Raw genomic sequence first — 22,158 nt, forward strand, 5'->3', positions numbered from 1 at the left:
ACGACGGGGGTCACCCGGCGCGAACGCCGGGCGTTTACAACACCTTACGCAGCTTTCGCCTGCTCGACCCGCGGCTCGACCAGCACGCCGTCTACGGTGGGCTGCCCTTCGACACGTCGATCGAGTTCCTTCCAATCCACCACCAGCTCGCAGCCACGCGAGGCCGCATTGCGGTTCCAGTCGCGCAACAACTCGATGCAGGCGTGGTCGACGTGGTGCAGCTTGGCCACATCCAGATGCAGCGCAGTGTTGGGCGGCACGCTTTCCAGCGTCCGTGCCATGGCCGGCACCTTCAGGAAGGTGGCCGAGCCCTGCAGGGTCAAATGCATCTCGTCCTTCTTGTCGGCGTGCTCACGCACCTCGACCTTCAGACGCGAGGAGTGCAGTGCCAGACGGAACAACGACAGACCAAAGCCGATCAGCACACCGGTCAGCAGGTCGGTAGCGACGATCGCGAAGGTGGTCGCCAGATAGATCGCGGCCGTTCCGCGGCCGTAAGTCGCCAGCTCCTTGACCTGCCCGATCTTGATCATCTTCACGCCCGTGTAGACCAGGATACCGGCCAGACACGCCACCGGCGTCATCCGCAACAACCAAGGCAGCAGCATCGCGAATACCAGCAACCAGCTGCCGTGCAGGATGGTCGAGGTACGCGTGGCCGCACCGGCCTGCACATTGGCCGCACTGCGCACGATCACGCCGGTCATCGGCAATGCGCCCAGGAAGCCGCACAGCATATTGCCCACGCCCTGCGCCGCCAGCTCACGGTCGTACTGCGTGCGCGCCCCCTGATGCATACGGTCCACCGCCGCCGCCGACAGCAAGGTTTCTGCGCTGGCGATGAAGGCGAAGGTCACTGCCGACACCAGCAACGTGTGGTTGAACACGCCAAAGATCTCGGAAACGCTGGGGATGCTGATGGCAGATAACAAATTGGTCGGGACGTCGACCTTGTTGACGTTCAAGCCCTGCAACTGCACCGTCGCCGTCACCACCACCACCGCAATCAACGCACCCGGCAAAAAGCGCAGGCGCTGCGGGCGCAACTTGTCCCACGCCAGGATGATGCCGATGGTCGCCAGACCCACCAACAACGCAGTCCTGCCGGTGCCTTCGCTGATCGCCTGCCACAACACGGCAGGCAAGGCGGCGAAGTTTTCCAGACCACGCGCCTTGGGCGCGGCATCCATCAACACGTGTGCCTGCGACGCCACGATCAGAATGCCGATGCCCGACAACATGCCGGCCACCACGGCCGGCGATGTCATCCGGAACCACACACCTGCGCGGCACAGACCGGCAACCAGCTGAATGGCGCCGGCCACCAGAATCACCGGCCCAAGCGCAGCAGCGCCGTGCTCACGGACCAGTTCGAACACCAACACAGCCAGGCCGGCGGCCGGCCCGCTCACCTGCAAGGGAGAGCCCGCCAGAAAGCCAACAACCAAACCACCGATGATGCCGGTGATCAGACCTGCGGCCGGCGGCATGCCGGATGCGATCGCGATCCCCATACACAACGGGAGCGCGACAAGAAAGACCACTACAGACGCCAATAAATCACGCCCAAACAGTCCCTGACGGAAATATCCGCCGATACCTGATGTGTTCATGGCGGACTCCGTCAAGCGAGTTCAGCGCGCACGACTTGCTGCAGTCGCGGACGTGGAGTGGCTTCGGGAGTGCTTTCGGCCAGGAGCGGCCGGAAGCCACCCTTCTCGGCATCGAAGGCGCGGATCTCCCCGTGCGCGATATCGTAGATCCAGCCATGGATACGCAAGGTGCCTGCGGCCAGACGGGCTGCCACTACCGGCTGCGTACGCAGGTGATCCAACTGCGAAACCACGTTTTCTTCGGTCATGCAGCTCAGCGCGTCCTGGCTCTGCGGGTCATGCCCGTGATGCGCGGTGACATGACGTGCCGCGTCGGTGTGCTTGAGCCACGCTGCCACGGAGGGCACATCTTCCAGCGATTCCGGCTTGAGCACGGCCTTCATCGCACCGCAATCGGTATGGCCGCAGATCACGATATGACGCACGCCCAGCACCGCAATGGCGTATTCGATCGCCGCCACCACGCCGCTGACATGCTGCGAGTAAGGCGGCACCACGTTACCGATATTGCGATAGACGAACAGTTCGCCTGGCTGCGCGGAGAAGATCAGTTCCGGCATGACGCGCGAATCGGCGCAGGTAATGAACAGCGTGTGCGGGCTTTGGCCGCCTGCCAGTTCCTGAAAGCGCGCACTCTGGCGCGGATAGACTTCCTTACGGAAATGACGAAAACCTTCTAGCAAACTTTCCATGGGAGATTCCTCTGGGCAACGAATAGCCGTCCGCGGCGCAAGCCGCGAATTGCAAAAACAACAAATCAATTAGGAATCCGGCGCGGAACGCACCGGGTGCAACGACAGCGGGGATCAGCCAAGCAGCGCGTTTGGAGGGCGCAGCTGTGGGATCAGGTCGCGTTTTTGATTTGCCGGCGCGTGATGCGCATGCCAAGAAGGGGAATACCGCGCCAGCATCGGCCATGCTTGGGAGAGCAAGGGGATATCGTCTGCAGGCTGTGTATCGACTTGGCTTTGTGTCTCGCCGTCGTCCTGCGGATCTTCTGCTGCATCGCGTTCTTCGCCAGCATCCACCATTACCGCCAGGCCGTCGCCCACTAACGCGTCATGGACGCGCACGTGCGCGTTGGCTGCCGACCACACGCTAAGCGCGAGCAGGCAGACCAACAGCAGTTGGAGGAATCGAGGAAACATGGCCTCGAAACTAACAATTTAGGCACTGCGTGTGCAAGTGGTGCGTCGCACAAACTGACACACAGGTTCAGCATGGGATGCACGCATTCAAAGGCTGTCGCGAGATATGTCCACAGGTTCGCTGTTCAAGGCCTCGGAAAGGCAATGTCATAAATCGCCGCCGTTCAGAATACTGACACACGATGACATAGTTTAAACTTACGTAAATTCTTGTCTTTATTGGCAAAAATTGATTATTACGTTTCCGTCGTTTTGTCACATTAACGCAACTTTCACACCCTAGCCTGCGCCCACTTTCTCAGGTCGCAAGGCATCTATGAAACTCGCTCCCACCCTGCTTGGTTCCGCGCTGCTGCTGGCACTCGCCGCTCCTGCAGCACACGCCGAAATCGCCATCGATGTGATCGGCGGCTCGGAAGTCTCGCTGGAAGGCCTGGTCCAGGCCGACGGCAACTGGTTCCACAACGATGTCCAGGACCTCAATGGCGCGATCGGCGCCAATGGTGACAATTCCGAATTCAGCATCCGTCGCGCCGAGCTGGTGCTCAAGGGCAAGGGCCCGGGCAATGTCGAGTGGGTGCTGGGTTACGATCCGAGCGTTCTGAAGCAGGTGACCATCAAAGGCACCACCGTCAACAGCACCGGTCGTTTCCTGGATACCAACGTCAAGTACAAGTTCGGCGGCAACGCGAACAACTATCTGCAGATCGGTCAGTTCAAGCAGCCCAACAGCCTGGAAGAACTGTCCAGCACCAAGAACAACGACTTCGTTTCCAAGGCGTCGGTGACCAATACCTACGGCATCTCGCGCCGTCTGGGCGTGGCCTACGGCATGGGCGACAACAACTGGAGCGTGACCGCCAGTGCGTTCGGCCGCGAGCTGACCCGCAACCAGGCGCACGGCAGCGGCTATGGCGCGCGTGGCACCTGGGCGCCGATCAACGAGACCGGCAACGTGCTGCACTTCGGCCTCAGCTACCTGGCCTACGATACCGACGACGACACCTTGCGCCTGCGCGCTCGTCCCGACGCCGACCTGACCACCGTTCGCCTGATCGACAGCGGCGCCATCACCAATGTCGACAACGTCGGTGTTGCCGGTGCCGAGGCGATGTGGATCACCGGGCCGTTCAAACTGCAGAGCGAGTACTTCCAGGAGAACGCCAATCGCATCGGCGCCAACGCACACGACTATAAGAGTGATGGCTGGTACGTCAGCGGCGTCTGGAACCTCACCGGCGAAACCTGGGGCTACAAGGCCGGCGTGCCGACCACTCCGCTGCCCAACGAACCGGCATCGGGCATGTGGCAGCTGGCAGTGCGCTACGACACCCTGGACCTCAACGACGGCCACTTGGTCGCCAATGGCAACACACCGTTCGTCGATGGTGTGCTTGGCGGCAAGATGAACATCTGGACGGTCGGTGCCAACTGGTACTGGCGCTCCAACTTCAAGTTCGCCCTCGACTACGCCAAGGTCGACAGCACCCGCTACAACAGCGCGACACGCGGCCTGATCGACGACAACCCGTCGATCATCGAAGCACGCGCGCAGTTCTACTGGTAAGCCATCGCCACCGCGTTGCGCTCGGTCGAGCGTACGCGGTGGCAGCCAGCACTTCCTACCGGCCTGAACATCCGACGGCGCAACGCCGTCATCGCCTTGTCATTTCTTAGACACCGCACGGTCATGCCGTTGCCCTGCAATGGCACCACTGCGGGACGTTCTCATCCCTTCACTCCAGGAGCTGTTCCGTGATCCACTCCTTCAAGACCCGTCTGGCCGTCGGCGTACTCGCCGCCTCGCTGGCTCTGTGCGCCCAGGCTGCCGATGTCACAGGCGCTGGCGCGTCGTTCATTTACCCGGTGATGTCCAAGTGGTCGGCCGACTACAACGCTGCCACCAAGAAGCAGGTCAACTATCAATCGATCGGTTCGGGCGGCGGCATTGCCCAGATCAAGGCGGCCAGCGTGGACTTCGGTTCCTCCGATGCCCCGCTGAAGCCGGAGGAGCTGGCTGCTGCCGGCCTGGCGCAGTTCCCGTCGGTGATCGGCGGCGTGGTGCCGGTGGTCAACGTGCCGGGCGTCGCCGCTGGTGCGCTCAAGCTGGACGGCAAGACCCTGGGCGACATCTTTCTGGGCAAGGTCAGCACCTGGAACGACCCGGCGATCGCCGCGCTCAATCCGGGCGTGAAGCTGCCGGAAGGCAAGATCACCGTGGTGCATCGCTCCGACGGCTCGGGCACCAGCTTCAACTTCACCAACTACCTGTCCAAGGTCAATCCGGACTGGAAGAGCAAGGTGGGCGAAGGCACCGCGGTGCAGTGGCCGACCGGTATCGGCGGCAAGGGCAATGAAGGCGTGGCCGCTTACGTGAAGCAGATCAAGGGCGGCATCGGCTACGTCGAACTGTCGTACGCGCTGCAGAACAAGATGGCCTACACCGCGATGAAGAACGCCGCCGGCAAGTTCGTGCAGCCGTCCGACGAGACCTTTGCCGCCGCTGCCAACAGCGCCGACTGGGGCAACAGCAAGGACTTCTATCTGGTGATGACCAACGCGGCGGGCGACAACGCCTGGCCGATCACGGCGACCAATTTCATCCTGGTGCAGAAGAAGCCGAAGAACCCGGCCGGCCTGAAGAACACGCTGGAATTCTTCCGTTGGGTCTACACCAAGGGCGATGCGCAGGCCAAGCAGTTGGACTACGTGCCGCTGCCGGATACGTTGGTGACCCAGATCGAGGCGTACTGGGCCAAAACTCTGCCGCACTGAGTACAACCCAAACCTCGGTTTTGGCGGGCAGGCAGGGCACGCGATGCACCAACCGGCATGGGCCAGTGGTCCGCGCCGACTCCCCCGCCTCAGCTCAGACAGATGTGCCGTGTATTGCCGCCCTGGTGGCCGACACGAAAACGAGCAAAGGAACGACGCCGTCTCTCTCCCCGGCGTCGGCCCCGGGACGCGGATCCCGGAGGGCGCGACGCCCTCCGCGGTCCGCGTCTTTTTTTGTGACGGCTCGGCCAGAAGGCGCTGTCATGCGGGTGTAACAAAAACATCATTTCATAGCGTGGTCTGCCGGATACCCCGGCCAATCCAGCCTCGGAGCTTCCATGAAATTGCAGTCGGCCAGCCTGACCGCCCTGTCCCTCACCATCGCCCTTGCCCTGGCCGCGTGCTCGCCCGGCAAGGACGCACAGTCCGGCGACGCCGCAAAGGGCGCGCCGACCGCAGGCGCCACTGCCGGCGAGACCAAGGGTGCTGAAATCTCTGGCGCCGGCGCTTCCTTCATCTACCCGCTGGTGTCCAAGTGGTCGGCCGACTACAACGCCGCCACCGGCAACAAGGTGAACTACCAGTCGATCGGCTCCGGCGGCGGTATTGCGCAGATCAAGGCCGGCACCGTGGATTTCGGTTCGACCGACAAGCCGCTGGACAGCACCGAACTGCAGCAGGCAGGCCTGGGCCAGTTCCCGTCCGCCATCGGCGGCGTGGTGCCGGTCGTCAATCTGGAAGGCATCGCACCGGGCAAGCTGCGCCTGACAGGCGCACTGCTGGGCGACATCTTCCTGGGCAAGGTCACCATGTGGAACGACGCGGCCATTGTCGCGGCCAATCCGGGCGTCACCCTGCCGGCCACCAAGATCAACCTGGTGCATCGTTCCGACGGTTCGGGCACCACCTTCAACTTCTCCAACTATCTGTCCAAGGTCAGCCCGGAATGGAAGAGCAAGGTCGGCGAAGGCACCTCGGTGCAGTGGCCGGGCGGCGTGGGTGGCAAGGGCAATGAAGGCGTTGCCTCGTATGTGCAGCAGATCAAGGGCTCGATCGGCTATGTCGAGCTGGCTTACGCGCTGCAGAACAAGATGCCGTACACCTCGCTGCAGAACGCAGCCGGCCAGTGGATCGAGCCGAATGCGGAAAGCTTTGCCGCCGCCGCTGCCAGCGCCGACTGGGCCAACGCCCGTGACTTCAATCTGGTGATCACCAATGCACCGGGCGAGAAGGCATGGCCGATCACCGCCACCAATTTCATGCTGATGCACAAGCAGCCCAAGGACGCGGCGCGCAGCAAGGCGACGCTGGATTTCTTCAAGTGGGCGTTGGAAAACGGCCAGGCCCAGGCCAGCGAACTGCATTACGTGCCACTGCCGCCGGAGCTGGTGAAGCAGATCCAGGCCTATTGGGGCAGCGAGTTCAAGTAATGCCCTGCACCCGCCCATGCGGCGGGGTGCGCTGCGGCGAGGCGCCTGAGGGTGCCTCGCCGTTCCTGCTGTCTCACGCTCCCGCCGTTGCGCGGGTGACGAGTCCAATCGAATGAATGCCACCGCCATTCCCGAAGCGATGACCGCACCACGCGGTCGCGACCTGCGCGACGCACGCGCCGATCGCCTGTTCAAGCTTGCGCTGGCCGCCACGGTCGTTTTCGTCCTGTTGGCGCTCGGCAGCGCGGCGCTGTCGATGTTGTGGGGCGGACGCCATGCCTTGCAGATGCAGGGCCTGAGTTTCTTCTATTCCTCCGACTGGAATCCGGTCGAAAACAAATACGGTGCGCTGGCACCGATCTACGGCACTCTGGTCACCGCCGTGATTGCGATGCTGATCGCGGTGCCGGTGAGTTTCGGTATCGCATTCTTTCTCACCGAAGTGGCGCCGCGCTGGTTGCGTGGCCCGGTCGGCACCGCGATCGAGCTGCTAGCGGGCATCCCGTCGATCATCTACGGCATGTGGGGTCTGTTCGTGCTGGTGCCGGTGATGACCGAGCACGTGACGCCGTGGCTCAACGATCATCTCGGCACGTTGCCGCTGATTGGCCCGTTGTTTCAGGGCCCACCATTGGGTATCGGCCTGCTGACCGCGGGATTCGTGCTTGCGATCATGGTGATCCCTTTCATCTCGTCGGTGATGCGCGAAGTGTTCCTGACCGTGCCCACGCGCTTGAAAGAATCGGCGTACGCGCTGGGGTCGACCAAGTGGGAAGTGAGTTGGGACATCGTGCTGCCCTACACCCGCTCGGCGGTGATCGGCGGCATGTTTCTGGGGCTGGGTCGTGCGCTGGGCGAAACCATGGCGGTGGCGTTCGTGGTCGGTAACACGGTGCGCTTGTCGCCGTCGCTGCTGGAACCCGGCACCACCATCGCGGCGTTGATCGCCAACGATTTCGGTGAAGCCACCGAGACTTACCGCTCGGCGCTGCTGCTGCTGGGCTTTGTGCTGTTTATCGTGACGTTTATCGTGCTGGCCATCGCGCGCTTCATGCTGATGCAGCTCTCGCGCCGGGAGGGCAACTAATGTCCGCCGCTTCGGTGTCGCAATCGCTGTACAACCGCCGCCGGGTGACCAACGCCATTGCGTTGCTGCTGTCGTGCGTCACAGCCTTGTTCGGCCTGTTCTTCCTGGCCTGGATCCTGTGGACGCTGTTGTCCAAGGGCGTACCGGGCATCGACCTCAATCTGTTTACCAAGATGACACCGCCACCGATGCAGGAAGGCGGCTTGCTCAATGCCTTCTTCGGCAGCGCGGTGATGTGCGGGCTGGCGCTGGCCATCGGTACGCCGCTGGGCATCGCTGCGGGCACCTGGTTGGCCGAATACGGCAATGCGCGCAAGACCGGCGTGGTGGTGCGCTTCGTCAACGACATCCTGTTGTCGGCGCCATCGATCGTACTGGGCCTGTTCGTCTACACCTTGTACGTGATGCAGACCGGCGGTCGCTTCTCGGCATTCGCCGGTGCGCTGTCGCTGGCCTTCATCGTGCTACCGGTGGTGGTGCGTACGACCGACGAAATGCTGCGGCTGGTGCCGGCACAGATGCGCGAAGCGGCATTGTCGCTCGGCATCCCGCAGTGGAAAGTCACTGTGCAGGTGCTGTATCGCGCCGCCTCGGCCGGCATCCTCACCGGCATCCTGCTTGCGCTGGCACGCATCAGCGGCGAAACCGCACCGCTACTGTTCACCGCGTTCGGCAATCAGTACTGGAACAGCAACATCTTCCAGCCGATGGCCAGCGTGCCGGTGATCATGAATCAATTCGCCGGCAGCCCGTACGACACTTGGCAGACCCTCGCCTGGGCCGGCGCACTGGTGCTGACCGTGTTTGTGTTGCTGGTCAGCCTGGGCGCGCGTGCCCTGCTCTTGCGCAACAAGATCTCCAATGACTGACCTTTCCTTCCGGACACCCGACATGAACGATCTCCAAAACGCCAAGCCGATGCATCGCATCGCTGTTCCGGCCGCCACGGGGGCGCCGACGGCGCAGGCGCCGGTGAAGGTGGCCGCACGCAATCTGGATTTCTATTACGACAAGTACCACGCGCTCAAGAGCATCAATATCGAGATTCCGGAAAAGCGCGTCACCGCGTTGATCGGGCCCTCGGGCTGCGGCAAATCGACCTTGTTGCGCATCTTCAACCGCATCTACGCACTGTATCCGAAGATGGAAGCGCGCGGTGAGGTGTTGCTGGACAACGAAAACATCCTCTCGCCGAAGTACCCGATGAACCGCCTGCGCAGCAAGGTAGGCATGGTGTTCCAGAAGCCGGTGCCGTTTCCGATGACGATCTTCGAAAACGTCGCCTACGGCATCCGCCACCACGAAAAATTGTCCAAGGCCGACATGCAGAATCGCGTCGAACACGCGCTGCGTCAGGGCGCGCTATGGGACGAGGTCAAGGACAAGCTGGGGCAAAGCGCGCTGGGTCTGTCCGGTGGTCAGCAGCAGCGTCTGTGCATCGCACGCGCGGTGGCACTGCGTCCGGACGTGTTGTTGCTGGACGAACCGACGTCGGCACTGGACCCCATTTCCACCAGCCGTATCGAGCAGCTGGTGGAAGAGCTCAAGCGCGAATACACCATCGTGATCGTGACCCACAACATGCAGCAGGCCGCGCGCGTGTCCGACTACACCGCCTTCATGTATCTGGGCGACCTGATCGAACACGACCGTACCGAAACCATTTTTTCGCAGCCGTCCAAGCAGCAGACCGAGGACTACATCACCGGTCGTTTCGGTTGATGTAACGCGCCAACGCAATGCCGTATTGCAGCAGTTCCGTCGCACCCTTCCCTGCATGCCGCTCACCGCATGCACTGTCGCCAGGATGGCGGCGGACATCCACCACTGCCACGAATCGAGACCACGATGAACCAGCACCTCAACGACCATATCGTCAAAAGCTACGACGAGGAGCAGCACCGTCTTGTCGCCGAGATCGTGCGCATGGGCGACACGGCGGTGGCGCAGTTGGAAGCCGCGTTGGATGTGGTAGAGCGTCGCGACGACAATGCCGCACACCGCATTGTGGTCAACGATGAGGCGATCGACGCACTGGAGCATGCGATCAGTCATGACGTGATGCGACTGGCATTGCGCGGCCCGATGGCGCGCGATCTGCGCGAGATTCTCGCCGGCCTGCGTATTCCGGCCGATATCGAACGCATCGGCGATTACGCCGCCAACGTGGCCAAGCGCTCGATCGCGCTCAATTCCGCACCGCCGCTGCCGCAGACCGTTGGCCTGCGCGCGCTCGGCCAGATGGCGGCCAACGCGGTACGCGACGCCGTGCAGGCGTATCGCGACAAGGACGCCAATGCCGCCATCCGCGTCCGCGACGAAGACGCACGCCTGGATGCGCAATACACCGCACTGTTCCGCGAGCTGCTCACGTACATGATGGAAGACCCGCGCAACATCACCCCATGCACGCATCTGCTGTTCATGGCCAAGAATCTGGAACGCATCGGCGACCACGCCACCAACATCGCCGAGAATGTGTGGTTCTTGGTGCATGGCGAACAGCCGCTGCCGCCGCGCGTGAAGCGCGACGACACCAGCAGCACCGGCGTCATCTAAGCCGCGGCAGCGCGATGGCGCTGCCGTCCTCGCCGGCAACAACTGCCAGACCGCCTTCTCACCACGTATCAGCTTCGAATTCCTACGGTGGAAGTGCACAGGCCGTTCCTGTGACGCAGGAGTCCGCTGATGAAACGCTTCGTTGGATCTTTCATGGCTTTGTCGCTGCTGACTTCTGTCACGGCGTTCGCAGCGCCGCAGCAGCACGACGATCACGATCGTGATCGCAACGCGCAGCGTCACGACGACCATGGCCCTGACCTGCGTGATGATCATCGCGATGACAGGCATGACGACCGACGCGATGATCGCCACACCGCGCATCATGACGATCACCGCCACGACCGCCATGGCCCGCCGTATCGCCGTGGCGAGCGTCTGCCACCGGACCATCGTGGTAGCCGCATTGCCGACTATCACAAGCACCATCTCAAGCCACCGCCGCGCGGGCACGAATGGCGTCGCGTGGATAACACCTACGTGCTGATCGCAGTGGCCACCGGGCTGATCACCAGTGTCGTCGCCGGCCGCTGACGGCTCGCCCACTGTGTCGCTAGGCAGGCCCGGTCCGTGGTCACGCGGATCGGGCCTTTTTGATGGTCGCCCAGAGCGACCGAGGTGATGTGATCGGCGCTCCGATCATCAGATCTGCGCCGATGGCGCACCGTTACCGCATGGCGGCGATGCATGCCGACTCTGAACTGTCAGGCGCGCGCACGTGATGACGGCCCCCAGGCAATGCATGGCGCTTCCACCCCGGAACACCTGCAGCCTTGCGTCCATGGCAGAGCCCGGGGTGCGACCTGCTAGGCTATGCGAATGAACGAACCGGTCCATGCACAGCCTGCCCCCTCTTTTTTGCCGATGTCGCGCCGCTTTCGCGGCTATTTGCCCGTGGTGGTGGACGTCGAAACAGGCGGGTTCGATTGGAATAAGCATGCGCTGCTGGAAATCGCCTGCGTGCCGATCGAAATGGATGCCGACGGACGCTTCTTTCCCGGCGACACCGCCAGCGCGCACCTGGTGCCGGCGCCTGGGCTGGAGATCGACCCGAAATCGCTGGAGATCACCGGCATCGTGCTCGACCACCCGTTCCGCTTTGCGAAACAGGAAAAGGACGCGCTGGACCATGTGTTCGCGCCGGTGCGCGCGGCAGTGAAGAAATACGGCTGCCAGCGCGCGATCCTGGTTGGCCACAACGCGCATTTCGATCTGAACTTCCTCAACGCGGCCGTGGCGCGTGTGGGCCACAAACGCAATCCGTTTCATCCCTTCAGCGTGTTCGATACGGTGACACTGGCCGGCGTGGCTTACGGCCAGACCGTGCTGGCACGCGCGGCCCAGGCCGCAGGCCTGGACTGGAATGCCGCCGACGCGCATAGCGCGGTCTACGATACCGAACAGACCGCACGCCTGTTCTGCACGATCGCGAACGCCTGGCCGGGGCCGGTTTAGGCCCGGGATTAGGGATTAGGGATTGAAAAAAGCGTCGTGCCTTCTGGAGTGAGACGGCCAATCGTGCACGTTTACCACTCAGCAAGCGCGACTGTCTGATCCCGACGCGGCCCGCTACGTGCCTGCCGTTCCCTCATCCGCCCTGCGGGTAACTTCTCCTGCAGGAGAAGGACATGCCGGGACCGCTTTTGCGATTTCTGAATCCCCCATCTCCGCCTCTAACCCACACAAATCCGATCGCGTCCTGCGCTCTTGGCCTCGTACAAGGCGTGATCGGCGCGCTGCATCAGCGACGAGCCGGTGTCGTCGTCGCGCAGCGCTGCAACCCCGGCGCTGAAAGTCACCTGCAAGCCCGCCACGCTGCCCCAGTCGTGGCGGGCATGGAACAGGGCGCGGATGCGCAGACAGAGCGCCTGTGCCTCCTCCAGGGTGGTGTCTGCCAATAGCAGCGCGAATTCTTCACCGCCAAGGCGTGCCGGCAGATCCGAGGCGCGCGCGGCCGCAGTGAGTAGCACACCCACCTCGTGCAACACGGCATCGCCGCTGGCATGCGAGTAGTGGTCGTTGATGCGCTTGAAGTGATCGATATCCAGAATCGCCAGCACCAGCGGCCGCGCATTGCGGCGTGCACGGCTGATGTCGCGCGCCAGCGCTTCATCGAAGTGGCGACGGTTGGGCAGCCCGGTCAATGCATCTTCGTGCGCCTGGCGCTCGAAGACATCGGACTTGATGCGCAGGCGCGTCAGCAGCTCGCTCTTTTCCTGGTTGGCATGCAGCAAGCGCTGCGCCTGCAGTTGCAGGTCTTCGGTGCGCTTGCGGACCAGCTCGGCCAAACGCGCATTGTGGGTCTTGTAGCCATGCAGCAACACGCGATACAGCAAGGCGAGCAGCAGGAGCGCACCCAGCGCTGCGGCAATGCGCACATCCTGGCGTTGCCACCACAGCGGCAGGACCTCGAACGCCCACACCGCTTCGTGCGGGCTCCACGCACCGCCCGGATGGCGCGCAGCCACATGCAGGCGATAACGGCCGGGCGGCAAGCCGATGAATTCCACACTGCGCTGCCGGCCGCGTTCGGTCCAGGTATTGTCCAGGCCTTCCAAACGGGTGCGGTATTCGATCCGCTCCGGCAACAGGAAGCTCATGCCGACATAGGACACATTCAAACGATGTCCGCCAGCCAGCTGTTCGCGCTGGCGCCACACCAACGGGCGGCCATCCTGCTGCACGCTTTCGATCAATGCCGGCGGCGGGCGGCGTTCGCGAAAGCGCTGCAAACGTGCCGGGTCGACCATGCTCACGCCGCCCGCTGTCACCACCCACACCGTGCCGTCGGCACGCCGCAGCATACTGGGGCCGGAACTGCCGTTGGTCTGCGCATTGCCCATGCCGTCGATCTCGCCATAACGCTCGATGGCGAGCGTGCCGTGCCCATCGGCCACTGCATCGAGCGTCTTGAGCTCGGTACGCAGCATGCCGCGATTGCTGCTGATCCACGCATTGCCAAGCCGGTCTTCCACGACCTGGAACACCGTGTCGACCGGCATGCCCTGCTCCAGACCCACGCGTGCAAGAACGCCGTTGCGCTCGCGATACAGGCCGCGATCGGTCGCGATCCACATCGCGTCGCCGATGGCCTGAAAACCGAACACGCTGCGCGCGCCGCCCAGGCTTTCCAGATTCAACTGCTGCAGCTTGCCGTTGCGGAGTACCGCTGCGCCGTCGACCGAGCCCACCCACAATGCCCCATCGACGCTGGCCAGCGCCGTCACCACGCCGGTGGGCCCCCCTTCGATCGCCAATGGCGCGTACTTGCCGTCCACCAGGTGCACGACGCCACGCTGGGTCGCAAGCCAGACTGCATCGTGGCCGTCGATCACGATCGCGCGGATATGCCCGCTGGGAATACCGTCGGCCTCACCGTAATGCCGTAGCAAGCGTCCATCGCGCAATACGAAGACGCCATCGGCATAGGTGCCCACCCAGAGGTCGCCGTGGCCGTCCAGCGCCAGGCTAAGCACCGACAGGCGCCGGCCGGACGGTGTGACGACCGGCACCGGCACGATGCGCCCGTCCGGCAGCATCCGGTCCAGGCCGGCGGTTCCGGCGATCCACAGGCTGCCGTCGCGGTCTTCCAGCATTGCGCGGCTATAGTCGCCGCTCAATCCGTCGCGCTGACTGTAACTACTGAACAAGGTTTCGCGCAGCCGGAACAGACCGCCGTTGGCGCCGACCCAGATGCTGCCTTCGGCATCTTCGCGCAGGCTGACGATGCGCCCGGTCGGCAGGCTGCGCCCAGCCGGCAGATGCTCTACGCCATATGGTCCGATCCGCAGCAGCCCCTGATTTTCGCTGCCCAGCCACAGATCGCCGTGGCGATCCTGCAGCATCGCGGTGAAGTGGCCCTGCCCGGGCACCCGCTGCACCAGCTCGGCACGCGCGTCCTGCAAGCGGTACAGCTGGTCGCCCGCGACCACCCACACCGTGCCGTCGGTCGCGCGATACGGCCATGCCAACCCGGGCGGAAATCCGAATGCCGCGGGCGCGCGATGCATACGCCCATCCGGTTCGCGGTAGATCAGCCCGTCGAAGGTGCCGATCAACAAGCGCCCCTGCGCATCAAACAACATGCGCGGAAAGCTGCTCTGCAGCGGCACCCCATCGGCCGGCGGGAAATAGTCGAAGTGCCCATCCGGCCACAGGCACCCGAGCCCATGCCCTTCGAACAACAGCCACATACGGCCTTCAGCATCCATGGTCATCGCGTGGATCAACGCCTGCGGCCACTGCCCGCGCCGTTGCCACTGCCGCCACTGCCCATCGGCGCCGTGCCGGACCAGATTGCCACGCGCATCGCTCAGCCACAGTGCGCCATCGCGATCCACATACAACGCGCCGACCCCGTTATCGGGCAGCCCCGGGCGCGTGCTGCGATCGATCACGCTGAATTCCAGCCCGTTGTAGCGCACCAGGCCTTCCCAGGTAGCGAACCACAGATAGCCGTCGTGGGTCTGGGCAATGCCGCGCAAGGAGTTGTGCGTCAGCCCGTTACGCGAGCTCCAGCTGTCGATGGCGTAGTCGCGTAAGCGCGCGGTGCCAGGCGATGCGGCGAACGCTGCGAGCGAACACACCGCCAATAGCAGGCAGGCGCCGGTACCAAACCAGCGCCACGACCGTCTGTTTGCTCCTCGTGCTGACGCACGTGCGCCGCAACTGCTCTCGCCCGTTCGCCAGGCGCCCACCCCTTTGTTCATCACACACAACGCGCCGTTTGCTGGCGATATGGTAGGCAAAAACGCCATGGCGCGTTCGACGATGGCTGCGCATGTGTCGAAAGGCTTGCTGCAACGCCCTGCGCGTCAACCAACTGATGTCTTGCGCCCGGCAACTGCGCAGAAGTGCGCAGATGCCAGTCAGCAATGGACCGACGAGGAACCGGGGCCGACTGACCTCGCGCGGTGCGCGTGCCCTACAGAGGCTAGCACGCGTGCACTCAGCCCCGAGGCACGCGCGATTACGCGCCCAGGCGCTGGCGCACGACCTCGAACAGGGTCACACCGGTGGCAACCGACACATTGAGGCTTTCGATTTCGCCCGGCATCGGAATCTTGACCAAACCATCGCAGTGTTCGCGCGTCAGACGGCGCAGGCCATCGGCCTCACCGCCGAGCACCAGTCCGACATTGCCGCGCAGGTCCACGCTGTACAACGACGCTTCGGCCTCGCCGGCCAGGCCATATAGCCACACGCCCTGCTTTTGCAGATCGCGTAAGCAGCGCGCCAGATTGGTCACCGCCACGACCGGAATGCGGTCGGCCGCACCAGCGGAGGTCTTGCGCACGGTGGCATTCACCGTTGCCGACTTGTCCTTGGGAATCACCACCGCGGTGACGCCGGCGGCTGCCGCGCTGCGCAGGCAGGCACCGAGGTTGTGCGGGTCTTGCACGCCGTCCAGGATCAGCACCAGCGCGCGCCCTTCGGCGGCTTCGACCAGGCCTTCCAGCTCGTTCTCCGCCCATAGCCGTGCAGCGGCATAGCGCGCTGCCACGCCCTGATGGCGGACTTGCCCGCCTACGCCGTCCAGCGCCTGGGTGTTGACCCGGCGCACGTCGATGCCCTTGCGGCGCGCCTGTTCCTCGATCTCGGTGAGGCGCGGGTTCTTGCTGCCGGCCTCGATCAATACCTCGCGCACGTTATCGGCGTCGTTCTCGACGGACGAGGCGACAGCATTGACGCCGACGATCCACTGGTTCTGCTTGCTCATTGCGCGGGCATACGAAGAGATAAAGGGGAATGGTAGGGCCTGCGGCCTGTTACGTCACGGCCGGGGCATGCGAGCCTGGGTGACGCCAATCAAGCGATGCCGCCAGCGCATTGGCGCTGGGCACGAGGCGTTTGCGGGGTCCAGCTCGCGCGCTCCTGCTTTGAACGCATGCAGGTCGCGCAGATCAGCGTGCCGATCGATGGTTGTCGGTGATGCACTGGCGCGTCTGACTACGGCCAGTGACGGCAGCGAGCGAGGTGACGCCGTTGATGCTGGCGTGCCACGATCAGCGATACAACGCAACCAGGACCACGTCTCACGCCGGCCACTGCTCGGTGTCGTGATCCGGATGCTGCCGCGATACCACGCTGGCCAAAAAGGCTTCCGCAACGGCATCGTCTTCGGGTGGGCGCGTGGGCAACTGCGCCAAGGTATCGACGAAGGGCAGCTTGCGATCCAAGCCGTACTGAAGATGCGGCGGCAACTGCTCTGGCGTATCGAATGCACCTGCCGCAACCGCCACGCCATCGGGCGCTTCATAGGTCAACGGCGTGCCGCACTCGGCGCAAAAACCGCGCTGCACGACCGACGAGGATGCAAAACGCTTGGGCGCGCCACGGGTCCAGCGAAACTCGGTGCCACGCACAGACACCAGTGGTGCGTAATACGCACCGAACGCCTTCTGGCACATCCGGCAGTGACAGATCGACGCATGTACCAGCACACCACGCACATGAAAACGCACAGCCCCGCACTGGCAGCCACCACTGTATTGGCTTGAAGTGTCCATCGTCTGCTCCGCACATCAGTCTGTTATGGACGCCATTGCGGACACGCAACGCTCGCAACGGCCACACCTGCACCGAGATCAGCCAACGCAAGGTCTGCGCTCACCCAGGCGGGTGCAGTCAGTACTCGGAGTCGGCCGCAACCGCCCGCACGCTGCGGTTCCCCGGCACCGTCCACACCCACCTCACGACGACTCGCGACCTTGCGTCAAACGCTCTTGCTGACGACTACGCCGCATCGCGGGCCGCCATCTCGGCCGCCCGCAACGCCGTCACCTCAGTACGACTTTTTCTTGCGCTTGGTCGGCTTTTCGCGTGGCGGCAGCGGCGCTTCGGGCGCCGCGCCATCTTCGGCCAGGCGGAAGTCGATCTTGCGCTCTTCCATGCTGGCCTTGAGCACCAGCACGCGTACCGGGTCGCCCAGACGGAATTCGCGGCCACGGCGCTCGCCGCTGAGCGTCTTGCGGATCGGGTCGAACTGGTAATAGTCCTGCGGCAGCTGGGTGACATGCACCAGGCCGTTGACCTTGGACTGCGTCAATTCGACGAACAGACCGAACCCGGTCACGCCGCTGATCACGCCGTCGAATTGACCACCCACATGCTTTTCCATCCACGCGGCGCGGTAACGCTCGTCCACTTCGCGTTCGGCTTCGTCGGCACGCCTGCCGCGCTCGGAGCATTGCAGCGACAACGCCGCCATCTGGCGCGGGGTGTAGATGAATTTTTCCGGGCTGGCGCCGGTCAGGGCGTGCTTGATCGCGCGATGCACCAGCAGATCCGGGTAACGGCGAATCGGCGAGGTGAAGTGCGCGTACGCCTCCAATGCCAGACCGAAGTGACCGTTATTCTCGGGCGAATACACCGCCAGGCTCTGACTACGCAGCAGCACCGATTCCAGCAATGCCGCGTCCGGACGCGCGCGCACCTTCTTCAGCAGCTTGGTGTAGTCACCGGGGCGCACCTTGCTCCACGCCGGCAGGCTCAGCTGGAATTCCTTGAGGAACTCCAGCAGGTCTTCGTACTTGCTCTCCGGTGGGCGCTCATGCACGCGGTACGGTGCGGGCACATGCACGCTGAGCAGGTAACGCGCCGCCTCGACATTGGCGGCGATCATGCATTCTTCGATCAGCTTGTGCGCATCGTTGCGCACCAGCATGCCGGCCTGCGTGACTTCACCAGTGTTGTCGAGCACAAAGCGCACTTCGGAGGTTTCGAATTCGATCGCGCCGCGATGCGTGCGCGCCTTCGACAGCACGTGATACAGCTGATGCAGGCGCTGCACCTGCGGCAGCAACGGGCCGATGAACGCCTTGGTGTCGGCATCGTCTTCGCCCACCGCCTTCCAGACCTGGTTGTAGGTCAGGCGCGCATGCGAGTTCATCACCGCTTCGTAGAAACGCGAGCCGGTCACTTCGCCATCGCGTCCCACCTGCATGTCGCAGACGAAACACATACGGTCGACCTTGGGCATCAGCGAGCAGATGCCGTTGGACAGCGTTTCCGGCAACATCGGCACCACGAACCCCGGGAAATACACCGAGGTGGCACGCTTTTGCGCTTCGTCATCCAGCGGCGTACCGGGACGCACATAGTTGGACACGTCGGCGATCGCCACCACCAGACGGAAACCGTCGGCGTTGGGCTCGCAATACACCGCGTCGTCGAAATCCTTGGCGTCTTCGCCATCGATGGTGACCAGCGGCATCTGCCGCAGGTCCACACGCCCGCCGATCATCTGCGGCTCGACCACCAATGGCACGGCTGCCGCTTCGTCCAGCACTTCCTGCGGAAATTCGTGCGGCAGTTCGTGGCCGTGGATGGCCATTTCCACCACCAGCGACGGGGTCAGCTTGTCGCCCAGCACCGCGATGATCTTGCCGATCGCCGGGCGGCGCGCGTCCGGCGGCGCGATCAGTTCGCAGACCACCAATTGGCCTTCGCGTGCCTCGCCGATACCGTCCGGCGCGATCTGCACGTTGCGTTGCACGCGCTTGTCGTCCGGGTCGACATAGGCCACGCCGTGCTCGTAGAAGAACCGCCCAAGCATGCGCGACATGCGGCGTTCCAGCACGCGCGCGATCGCGCCTTCGCGGCGGCCGCGGCGGTCGATGCCGGTGACGTTGGCCAGCGCACGGTCGCCGTGCATGACCTTGCGCATCTCGAACGGCGGCAGGAACAGGTCGTCGCCACCTTCGTCTGGCTTGAGGAAGCCGAAGCCTTCCGGGTTGGCGATCACCACACCAGCGATCAAGCTGGTCTGCTGCACCGGCGCGTAGCCGCCGCGGCGGTTCTGCACCAGTTGCGCTTCGCGCACCATCGCGGCCAGGCGCTTGCCCAACGCATCGATACGATCGCTGAGGTTGAGCTGCTCGGCAATTTCTTCGGCGGTCTGCGGACCGTCGCAGGCTTCCAGCAACTGCAGGATGGCTTCCCGGCTGGCGATCGGCTCTGCGTAACGCAGGGCCTCGCGGTCGGCGTGCGGATCCTTGAATTCGGCAGCAGGAGGCGCGGCGGTCTGGAAGCGCTCCGGCGGCGGCGCAGGCGGGCCGCTCTTGCGCGGGTGCGGTGCGCGCGGGGCCTGCGGCGTCGGCAGGGCGGCCGGCGGTTGCGGCGCGGCGCTGGAGGCTTTGTCGGCAGCGCGCTTACTGGCGGACTTGGTCGATGCGCCGGCAGCGGCGCGGACCAGAAAGTCTGGCATCCAGCCTGGCAATTTCTGCTGTTCGGCGGTGCTGGACTCGCCTGCGCTGGTGGATTTGCGGCGACTCGGCCGATCGGAATCTGGGGTGTTTTTCTTTGTCATTGCTTACATGGTACCCCTTGGCGCACCGAGATGGGCAGCAAGGCCGGGGCAGCCGTCGCCGATTGCCATGCATAAAACGTTGACAAGCCTGGCGAGAGCCTGCAAAATTCGCTGCTCACCTGCCCAGGTGGCGGAATTGGTAGACGCACTAGCTTCAGGTGCTAGCGGGGGCAACTTCGTGGAGGTTCGAGTCCTCTTCTGGGCACCAGTTTAAAAAGACCTCCGAGCGATCGGGGGTCTTCTGGTTTCTGGGGTTCGAAAACTGCAGTGTCACCGCGACTGAGTGCCGCGCGTGGCCTGGCGCGGTAACCGGGAGCGGGGTTCGCTTTCCCCGCATTGAACACGACCGGCCTGATCGCACCACACCCTACCTCGTGCGTCGATGGCCTGGCTTGAGGTCGTCAGCCCACCGGAAGCCATCGCCACTCTCCACCCAGCAATGCGGCCCCTACACGTTTAGAACCAGGCGCGACTGTCAGCGCCAGACACGAGGCTGCAACGCATGGGTGGCCGCATCGCCCCGCCCGCCGTGCTCGTCGGTGATGCATGCGCTTGCGTGCTGCCCGCCGCTTTACGGCGCTGCGGTAATCCCCGCCTCGCGCAACGCCTGTGCCCAGATGCGGTAACCGGCTTCGCTGGGATGTGTGCCGTCCGGCATCAGGGCTTCGGGCAGTGTGCCGTCGGCTTGCAACAGCTTCGGGCCGATATCGACCAGGCGCACCACCGGATCCTTGGCGTAGCGCGCGGCCAGCAACCGGTTGGTTTCGGCGATGGGCGCACGCCGCGCATCGTCGGCATTGCGACCACGCGGCATGATCGCCATCAGGATCAGCTTGCTGTTGGGCAGGCGCCGGCGCACTTCACTGACCACCGCCTGCACGCCCAATGCGGCTTCGGCCGGAGTGCTGGCGCGCGATTGTGCGGTGCCACTGAGGTTGTTGGTGCCGATATGCACCACCACCCAGCGCGGATCCAGGCCGTCGAGTTCACCCTGGCGAATGCGCCACAGCACATTTTGCGTGCGGTCCCAGCCGAAGCCCAGATTCAATACCGGTCGCTTGCCATACAACCACTGCCACGACTCGGGCCCACTGACGCGCGTGGCCTGCGGCGGCCCGGACCAGAAATGCGTGATCGAGTCGCCGATCATCACCACCTCTGGCTTCACGCTGCGCGCGGCCACCAGCGCTGCGTGGTGGCGCGCATACCAGTCATAGGAATCCTGCTCCAGCCAGTCGACCGGCATCAGCGAGGTGGCTGCATCACGGCCAAGTTCGGCCACCGGCTTGACCGGCGGCTCGCCCAGCAGCCGCGCCAGTGTGGGCTCGATCGCTTCGGCCAGCATGCGCTGCCCTCGCGTGTCCGGATGCAACGCACCGGCTGCCGGACGGAACCGGGTGTCGTAGAACAGCTCGGTGCGCAGCTTGCCGTCGCGCTGGAAGATCGAGCTCACATCCAGATAGGTCACGCGCGGGTTGTCGCCGTATCGCACGGCCAGGCCCTGGTTGATCTGCGCATCGCGACGCGACTTTTCGCTGGAGATATCGCTAGGCAGCACACTCAACAACAGGATGTGCGTGCGCGGCAGCTTTTGTTCGATCGCTGAGACCACCGCATCGATGCCCAGTTGGGTCTGTTCGGCCGTTTGACCGAGATGGCCAGTGTTGTTGGTCCCGATCAGCACCAGTGCGACCTTCGGCTGCAGCCCATCGACTTCGCCATTGGCCAGCCGCCACAGCACGTTTTCGGTGCCATCGCCGCTGAAGCCCAGATTGAGTGCGCCGCGGCTGCCGTAGAAAGTCTGCCAAGTGGGCTGAAAGTCTTCGTCCGGCGCCTTGGCTTTGTCGTAGTTCTGGGTGATCGAATCGCCAATCAGCAGCAGCGTGGTGTCCGGGTGCTGCTTCACCTGCTCCAGCACCTGCGCATGCCGCTGCGCCCACCAGGCTTCCTGCAGGCAGTCGGTCGGCACGATCGACGGTGGCGGCGTTTGCGCGCTTGCCACAGTGCAACTCAGCAATAGCCCCCAGCAGCACAGCGTGCGTGCGAAGCCAGACAGAGAAACGCGAAACGACGTAGCGTGCGAAGACCGGGACATGCGCGCACCAGGCACGGAAGAAGCGCCGATTGTGGTCCGCGCGTGCGGCGCGCGACAAGCGCTGGCGCCGCTGTGCTCGGTGGTGATGGTGTCGCAATGAGCACTCCAGCGTCACCGCGTTGTGCGGGACGCTGGAGTGAG

At 63.9% G+C, this 22,158-nt stretch carries 17 protein-coding genes and 1 tRNA gene; 10 read left to right on the forward strand and 8 right to left on the reverse strand.

The features are described from left to right. Positions 1-44: 44 nt before the first annotated feature. The 3 genes from XpruCFBP8353_RS10345 to XpruCFBP8353_RS10355 form a co-directional block, all read right to left on the reverse strand. Positions 45-1,613, reverse strand: coding sequence for a SulP family inorganic anion transporter (locus XpruCFBP8353_RS10345; RefSeq protein ID WP_101363174.1), 1,569 nt, complete (start codon positions 1,611-1,613; stop codon positions 45-47). 11 nt (positions 1,614-1,624) lie between these two features. Then, the gene (locus XpruCFBP8353_RS10350; RefSeq protein WP_101363175.1) at positions 1,625-2,305 is read right to left on the reverse strand and encodes a carbonic anhydrase; all 681 of its coding nucleotides are present in this window, start codon (positions 2,303-2,305) and stop codon (positions 1,625-1,627) included. Positions 2,306-2,419: 114 nt separating this feature from the next. Next, the gene (locus XpruCFBP8353_RS10355) at positions 2,420-2,740 is read right to left on the reverse strand and encodes a hypothetical protein (protein ID WP_101363646.1); all 321 of its coding nucleotides are present in this window, start codon (positions 2,738-2,740) and stop codon (positions 2,420-2,422) included. Between the two features lie 337 nt (positions 2,741-3,077). Here XpruCFBP8353_RS10355 and XpruCFBP8353_RS10360 point away from each other — a divergent pair, with 337 nt between their 5' ends. From XpruCFBP8353_RS10360 to rnt, 9 genes are all read left to right on the forward strand, one after another. Continuing rightward, positions 3,078-4,328 (forward strand): OprO/OprP family phosphate-selective porin, encoded by a 1,251-nt coding sequence (locus tag XpruCFBP8353_RS10360; RefSeq protein ID WP_101363176.1) that lies wholly within the window; start codon positions 3,078-3,080, stop codon positions 4,326-4,328. A 188-nt stretch (positions 4,329-4,516) separates the two neighbouring features. Next, entirely contained in the window at positions 4,517-5,536 is a 1,020-nt protein-coding gene (pstS, locus tag XpruCFBP8353_RS10365) for a phosphate ABC transporter substrate-binding protein PstS (protein ID WP_162301014.1), read from the forward strand. A gap of 338 nt (positions 5,537-5,874) precedes the next feature. After that, a complete protein-coding gene (pstS, locus tag XpruCFBP8353_RS10370) occupies positions 5,875-6,966 on the forward strand; it encodes a phosphate ABC transporter substrate-binding protein PstS (protein ID WP_101363178.1) in 1,092 nt (363 codons plus the stop codon). Positions 6,967-7,078: 112 nt separating this feature from the next. Beyond that, positions 7,079-8,053: a phosphate ABC transporter permease subunit PstC gene (pstC, locus tag XpruCFBP8353_RS10375; RefSeq protein WP_101363179.1), complete on the forward strand. Its 975-nt coding sequence runs from the start codon at positions 7,079-7,081 to the stop codon at positions 8,051-8,053. Next, positions 8,053-8,922, forward strand: coding sequence for a phosphate ABC transporter permease PstA (gene pstA / locus XpruCFBP8353_RS10380; RefSeq protein WP_101363180.1), 870 nt, complete (start codon positions 8,053-8,055; stop codon positions 8,920-8,922). Before pstC ends, pstA begins: the two co-directional genes overlap by 1 nt. 22 nt (positions 8,923-8,944) lie before the next feature. Further along, the gene (gene pstB / locus XpruCFBP8353_RS10385; RefSeq protein ID WP_101363181.1) at positions 8,945-9,775 is read left to right on the forward strand and encodes a phosphate ABC transporter ATP-binding protein PstB; all 831 of its coding nucleotides are present in this window, start codon (positions 8,945-8,947) and stop codon (positions 9,773-9,775) included. 126 nt (positions 9,776-9,901) lie between these two features. After that, positions 9,902-10,612, forward strand: a complete 711-nt coding sequence (phoU, locus tag XpruCFBP8353_RS10390) for a phosphate signaling complex protein PhoU (protein ID WP_101363182.1) — start codon at positions 9,902-9,904, stop codon at positions 10,610-10,612. Positions 10,613-10,741: 129 nt separating this feature from the next. Continuing rightward, on the forward strand, positions 10,742-11,146 hold the full coding sequence (locus XpruCFBP8353_RS10395; protein WP_101363183.1) for an RcnB family protein: 405 nt from the start codon (positions 10,742-10,744) through the stop codon (positions 11,144-11,146). 279 nt (positions 11,147-11,425) lie between these two features. Further along, positions 11,426-12,067 carry a ribonuclease T gene (gene rnt / locus XpruCFBP8353_RS10400; RefSeq protein WP_101363184.1) on the forward strand — a complete coding sequence of 214 codons (642 nt, stop codon included), beginning with the start codon at positions 11,426-11,428 and terminating at the stop codon, positions 12,065-12,067. Positions 12,068-12,285: 218 nt separating this feature from the next. Here rnt and XpruCFBP8353_RS10405 read toward each other — a convergent pair whose 3' ends face one another. The 4 genes from XpruCFBP8353_RS10405 to rnr form a co-directional block, all read right to left on the reverse strand. Beyond that, positions 12,286-15,321, reverse strand: a complete 3,036-nt coding sequence (locus tag XpruCFBP8353_RS10405; protein WP_101363185.1) for a ligand-binding sensor domain-containing diguanylate cyclase — start codon at positions 15,319-15,321, stop codon at positions 12,286-12,288. A gap of 260 nt (positions 15,322-15,581) precedes the next feature. Then, positions 15,582-16,331: a 23S rRNA (guanosine(2251)-2'-O)-methyltransferase RlmB gene (gene rlmB, locus XpruCFBP8353_RS10410; protein ID WP_101363186.1), complete on the reverse strand. Its 750-nt coding sequence runs from the start codon at positions 16,329-16,331 to the stop codon at positions 15,582-15,584. Between the two features lie 316 nt (positions 16,332-16,647). Beyond that, positions 16,648-17,121 carry a GFA family protein gene (locus XpruCFBP8353_RS10415; RefSeq protein WP_101363187.1) on the reverse strand — a complete coding sequence of 158 codons (474 nt, stop codon included), beginning with the start codon at positions 17,119-17,121 and terminating at the stop codon, positions 16,648-16,650. 275 nt (positions 17,122-17,396) lie between these two features. After that, positions 17,397-19,922 carry a ribonuclease R gene (rnr, locus tag XpruCFBP8353_RS10420; RefSeq protein ID WP_101363188.1) on the reverse strand — a complete coding sequence of 842 codons (2,526 nt, stop codon included), beginning with the start codon at positions 19,920-19,922 and terminating at the stop codon, positions 17,397-17,399. Between the two features lie 121 nt (positions 19,923-20,043). Between rnr and XpruCFBP8353_RS10425 the strand changes: the two genes are divergently transcribed. Further along, positions 20,044-20,130: transfer RNA gene (locus XpruCFBP8353_RS10425), tRNA-Leu, on the forward strand. Between the two features lie 363 nt (positions 20,131-20,493). Here the strand turns inward: XpruCFBP8353_RS10425 and XpruCFBP8353_RS10430 are convergent. Continuing rightward, a complete protein-coding gene (locus tag XpruCFBP8353_RS10430; RefSeq protein ID WP_207759621.1) occupies positions 20,494-22,017 on the reverse strand; it encodes a platelet-activating factor acetylhydrolase IB subunit in 1,524 nt (507 codons plus the stop codon). Positions 22,018-22,158: the final 141 nt, after the last annotated feature.

Source organism: Xanthomonas prunicola, from assembly GCF_002846205.1.
In the GTDB taxonomy this organism is placed as follows: domain Bacteria; phylum Pseudomonadota; class Gammaproteobacteria; order Xanthomonadales; family Xanthomonadaceae; genus Xanthomonas; species Xanthomonas prunicola.

What these genes read in the sequence shown, in the direction of transcription:
- XpruCFBP8353_RS10345 (WP_101363174.1), bottom strand. Translation starts at nt 1,613, where the DNA reads ATGAACACATCAGGTATCGGCGGATATTTCCGTCAGGGACTGTTTGGG.
- XpruCFBP8353_RS10350 (WP_101363175.1), bottom strand. Translation starts at nt 2,305, where the DNA reads ATGGAAAGTTTGCTAGAAGGTTTTCGTCATTTCCGTAAGGAAGTCTAT.
- XpruCFBP8353_RS10360 (WP_101363176.1), top strand. Translation starts at nt 3,078, where the DNA reads ATGAAACTCGCTCCCACCCTGCTTGGTTCCGCGCTGCTGCTGGCACTC.
- pstS (WP_101363178.1), top strand. Translation starts at nt 5,875, where the DNA reads ATGAAATTGCAGTCGGCCAGCCTGACCGCCCTGTCCCTCACCATCGCC.
- pstC (WP_101363179.1), top strand. Translation starts at nt 7,079, where the DNA reads ATGAATGCCACCGCCATTCCCGAAGCGATGACCGCACCACGCGGTCGC.
- pstA (WP_101363180.1), top strand. Translation starts at nt 8,053, where the DNA reads ATGTCCGCCGCTTCGGTGTCGCAATCGCTGTACAACCGCCGCCGGGTG.
- pstB (WP_101363181.1), top strand. Translation starts at nt 8,945, where the DNA reads ATGAACGATCTCCAAAACGCCAAGCCGATGCATCGCATCGCTGTTCCG.
- phoU (WP_101363182.1), top strand. Translation starts at nt 9,902, where the DNA reads ATGAACCAGCACCTCAACGACCATATCGTCAAAAGCTACGACGAGGAG.
- XpruCFBP8353_RS10395 (WP_101363183.1), top strand. Translation starts at nt 10,742, where the DNA reads ATGAAACGCTTCGTTGGATCTTTCATGGCTTTGTCGCTGCTGACTTCT.
- rnt (WP_101363184.1), top strand. Translation starts at nt 11,426, where the DNA reads ATGCGAATGAACGAACCGGTCCATGCACAGCCTGCCCCCTCTTTTTTG.
- XpruCFBP8353_RS10405 (WP_101363185.1), bottom strand. Translation starts at nt 15,321, where the DNA reads ATGAACAAAGGGGTGGGCGCCTGGCGAACGGGCGAGAGCAGTTGCGGC.
- rlmB (WP_101363186.1), bottom strand. Translation starts at nt 16,331, where the DNA reads ATGAGCAAGCAGAACCAGTGGATCGTCGGCGTCAATGCTGTCGCCTCG.
- XpruCFBP8353_RS10415 (WP_101363187.1), bottom strand. Translation starts at nt 17,121, where the DNA reads ATGGACACTTCAAGCCAATACAGTGGTGGCTGCCAGTGCGGGGCTGTG.
- rnr (WP_101363188.1), bottom strand. Translation starts at nt 19,922, where the DNA reads ATGACAAAGAAAAACACCCCAGATTCCGATCGGCCGAGTCGCCGCAAA.
- XpruCFBP8353_RS10430 (WP_207759621.1), bottom strand. Translation starts at nt 22,017, where the DNA reads ATGTCCCGGTCTTCGCACGCTACGTCGTTTCGCGTTTCTCTGTCTGGC.